This window comes from Pseudomonas sp. XP2 (genome assembly GCF_053557975.1).
Genome location: NZ_JBNRIK010000001.1, coordinates 261,079 through 264,933 on the forward strand (window position 1 = coordinate 261,079; position 3,855 = coordinate 264,933).

Genomic DNA, 3,855 nt, shown 5'->3' on the forward strand with positions numbered 1-3,855 from the left:
TCTGTGAGAAATACGCCCCTATTTCAAGGGCGACGCTCAAAGTTCTTGGCCGCTGCCGCAGCCAGGTCTGGCGGCAGGAAGTCCTTGTCCGGGTTGTAGTCCGGTTTCAGGTAGCGCTTGAGGTCTTGCAGGTCTTGCGGGCTCAGGGTGCCGGCCGCCTGCTTCAGGCTCAGGTTGTCGAGGATGTAGTCATAGCGGCTGTTGTTGTAATCCCTCACCGAGGTGTACAGCTGGCGTTGGGCATCGAGCACATCGACGATGTTGCGGGTACCTACCTGGTAGCCGATTTCAGTGGCTTCCAGCGCGCTCTGGTTGGAGATGATCGACTGCTTGCGCGCCTGTACCTGTTCTACATCGGTGTTCACCGCGCGGTGCAGGTTGCGGGTGTTTTCTACCACCTGGCGGCGCAGGCTTTCACGCTGCTGTTCGCTCTGGCTCAGGCGTTGGTATGCCTCGCGTACCTGCGAGCTGGTCAGGCCTCCGCTGTAGATCGGGATGTTCAGTTGCAGGCCAACGCTGGTCTGTTCGACATCGCCGCTGTAGCGCACGCCCAGTTGCGAAGGGTTGGTAAAGCCGAGGCTGTCGTTGTCACCTTTCTGGTACTTGGCCACGGCATCCAGGGTCGGCGCATGGCCGGCCTTGCGCTGGCGCAGGGTCTCTTCAGCAGCAGAAACCGCATAGTTGGTGGCCAGCAGGTTGAGGTTCTGGCGGCCGGCGGTTTCGACCCAAGCCTTGGCGTCGTTTGGCGTGGGGACCTGCACGGGCAGGGTATGCACCACGCCTTGAATCGAGGTGTATTCACGGTTGGTCAGAGTGACCAGCGCTTCAAAGGCATCCTGCACCTGGCGCTCGGCGATGATCCGGTTGGCCCGCGCCGTGTCGTAGCTGGCCTGGGATTGCAGCACGTCGGTCTTGTCCGACAGGCCCACATCGAAGCGTTCGTTGGACTGGTCCAGCTGGCGCTTGAACGCGGCTTCCTCAGCCTTGGTCGCGGCCAGGTTGTCCTGCGCGCGCAGCACGGCGAAGTAGTTTTGCGCGGTTTGCAGGATCAGGTTCTGTTCAGTGGCCGACAGCTCCAGCGCTGCCTGTTCGTTGACCGCTTCGGCGGCCTGCAGCTGGAACCAGCGATCAGCGCGGAAGATTGGCTGGGCCAGGGTTGCGCTCCATGAATTGCCGCTGCGGTTGGAGGTGATGGAGGGCTCGTCCAGCTTGGTGCGGGTGTTCATCATTTCGGCATCGGCCGACAGGTTCGGCAGCAACCCGGCGCGGGCCTGCGGTACTACTTCGCGGCGGGCGCCATAATCGGCGCGTGCTGCTGCCAGGTCGGCGTTGTTGTCTACCGCTTCCTGATAAACGCTGACCAGGTCGGTTTTAACTGTCGGGAGCATATCCGCTGCCCAGACCATTCCGTTGGACGCACAAGACACGGCTATCGCCAGTGAGAGTTTGCGCAGCATAGAGGCAATCCTTGTACGAAATTTAATTACTGAACTGTTGAGTATCGAGCGATGGGCCAGTGTAGTGCCATGCGCACCCGGCAACAATCGCTCGGTGTGCCTTTCATCATCCGCGCATTTACCCGCTTGGCTTTGCCGACCACTCCAGTCTAGACTGCGCATGTTCTTGTCGGGGTGCCTTGAAGCAAAGGCTGAGATCGCAGAGGTGCGGATCCCGTTGAACCTGATCAGGTTAGCGCCTGCGTAGGGAACAAGATTGCTCGCCTTCCCGGGGAGCCTCTTGTGCCAGGTCCGGGAATGTCGCAGCTGCATGCAGCTTCAGGCACCCCCTATCCGGCACTGCACGCCTTCATGGGTGCGTCCGCGTTTTTCAGGTTCTCCCCGACATTCCACTGCTAGGAAGCCGTCTGGAGAGCCTGTGATGACCAAACAAGAAAAAGCGATCAACCTCAGCGAATCGGCACAAGTCGATCAGCAGTCCGTGCAACCGTTCCCGCGCTCGCGCAAAATCTATGTCGAAGGCTCGCGGCCGGACATTCGCGTGCCCATGCGTGAAATCAGCCTGGACGATACCCCGACCGATTTCGGTGGCGAGACCAACGCGCCGGTACTGGTCTACGACACGTCGGGCCCGTACACCGACCCCAACGTCATCATCGACGTGCGCAAGGGCCTGGCCGACGTGCGTTCGGCGTGGATCGAGGCCCGCGGCGACACCGAGCGCCTGGGCGGGCTCAGCTCCGACTTTGGCCAGCAGCGCCTGAACGACGCCGAACTGGCCAAGCTGCGTTTCGCCCACGTGCGCAACCCGCGCCGTGCCAAGGCCGGCGCCAACGTCTCGCAGATGCACTATGCCCGCCAGGGCATCATCACCGCCGAGATGGAATATGTAGCCATCCGCGAAAACATGAAGCTGCAAGAAGCCCGCGCCGCTGGCCTGCTGAACGAGCAGCACGCCGGCCACAGCTTCGGTGCCAACATCCCGAAAGAAATCACCCCCGAATTCGTCCGCCAGGAAATCGCCCGCGGGCGCGCGATCATCCCGGCCAACATCAACCACCCGGAGGTGGAGCCGATGATCATCGGCCGCAACTTCCTGGTGAAGATCAACGGCAACATCGGCAACAGTGCCCTCGGGTCCTCGATCGAGGAAGAAGTGGCCAAGCTGACCTGGGGCATTCGCTGGGGTTCGGACACGGTCATGGACCTGTCCACCGGCAAGCACATTCACGAAACCCGTGAGTGGATCATTCGCAACTCGCCGGTGCCAATCGGTACCGTGCCGATCTACCAAGCCCTGGAGAAGGTCAATGGCGTGGCCGAGGACCTGACTTGGGAACTGTTCCGCGACACCCTGATCGAGCAGGCCGAGCAGGGCGTGGACTACTTCACCATCCACGCGGGTGTGCTGCTGCGCTATGTGCCGCTGACCGCCAAGCGCGTCACCGGTATCGTCAGCCGCGGTGGCTCGATCATGGCCAAGTGGTGCCTGGCGCACCACAAGGAAAACTTCCTCTACACGCACTTCGACGAAATCTGCGAAATCATGAAGGCCTACGACGTCAGCTTCTCGCTGGGTGATGGCCTGCGCCCTGGCTCGATCGCCGACGCCAACGACGCCGCGCAGTTCGGTGAACTGGAAACCCTCGGCGAGCTGACCAAAATCGCCTGGAAGCACGACGTGCAGTGCATGATCGAAGGCCCTGGCCACGTACCGATGCAGCTGATCAAGGAGAACATGGACAAGCAGCTGGAGTGCTGCGACGAGGCGCCGTTCTACACCCTCGGCCCACTGACCACCGACATTGCACCGGGCTACGACCACATCACCTCGGGCATCGGTGCGGCGATGATCGGCTGGTTCGGTTGCGCCATGCTCTGCTACGTCACGCCCAAGGAACACCTGGGCCTGCCGAACAAGGATGACGTCAAGACCGGCATCATCACCTACAAGATCGCCGCGCACGCCGCCGACCTTGCCAAGGGCCACCCCGGGGCGCAGATTCGCGACAACGCCCTGTCCAAGGCGCGTTTCGAGTTCCGTTGGGAGGACCAGTTCAACCTGGGTCTGGACCCGGACACTGCCCGTGCCTTCCACGACGAGACCCTGCCGAAGGAATCGGCCAAGGTGGCGCACTTTTGCTCGATGTGCGGGCCAAAGTTCTGCTCGATGAAAATTACCCAGGAAGTGCGTGAATACGCCGCCAAGATCGAGGCCGTGGATGTAACGGTCGAGCAAGGTATGCGCGAGCAGGCCGAGCGTTTCCGCCAGGAAGGCAGCCAGCTGTACCACAAAGTGTAAGAACGTCATTTCCCTTTGTGGGAGCGGGCTTGCCCCGCGAATGCGTCAGCTGCGCCAACGCGTTCGGCAGGCCAGACGCCTTCGCGGGGCAAGCCC

The 3,855-nt window shown here is 61.7% G+C and carries 2 protein-coding genes and 1 riboswitch; of the genes, one reads left to right on the plus strand and one right to left on the minus strand.

Going from position 1 to position 3,855, the window contains the following annotated elements:
• Positions 1-23: 23 nt before the first annotated feature.
• Entirely contained in the window at positions 24-1,457 is a 1,434-nt protein-coding gene (locus ACK1VC_RS01105) for a TolC family outer membrane protein (RefSeq protein ID WP_016489472.1), read from the minus strand.
• A gap of 160 nt (positions 1,458-1,617) precedes the next feature.
• Positions 1,618-1,724, plus strand: a riboswitch (TPP riboswitch).
• Positions 1,725-1,878: 154 nt separating this feature from the next.
• On the opposite strand from ACK1VC_RS01105, the gene thiC reads away from it, so the two are divergent.
• Positions 1,879-3,759 carry a phosphomethylpyrimidine synthase ThiC gene (thiC, locus tag ACK1VC_RS01110; RefSeq protein ID WP_016489471.1) on the plus strand — a complete coding sequence of 627 codons (1,881 nt, stop codon included), beginning with the start codon at positions 1,879-1,881 and terminating at the stop codon, positions 3,757-3,759.
• Positions 3,760-3,855: the final 96 nt, after the last annotated feature.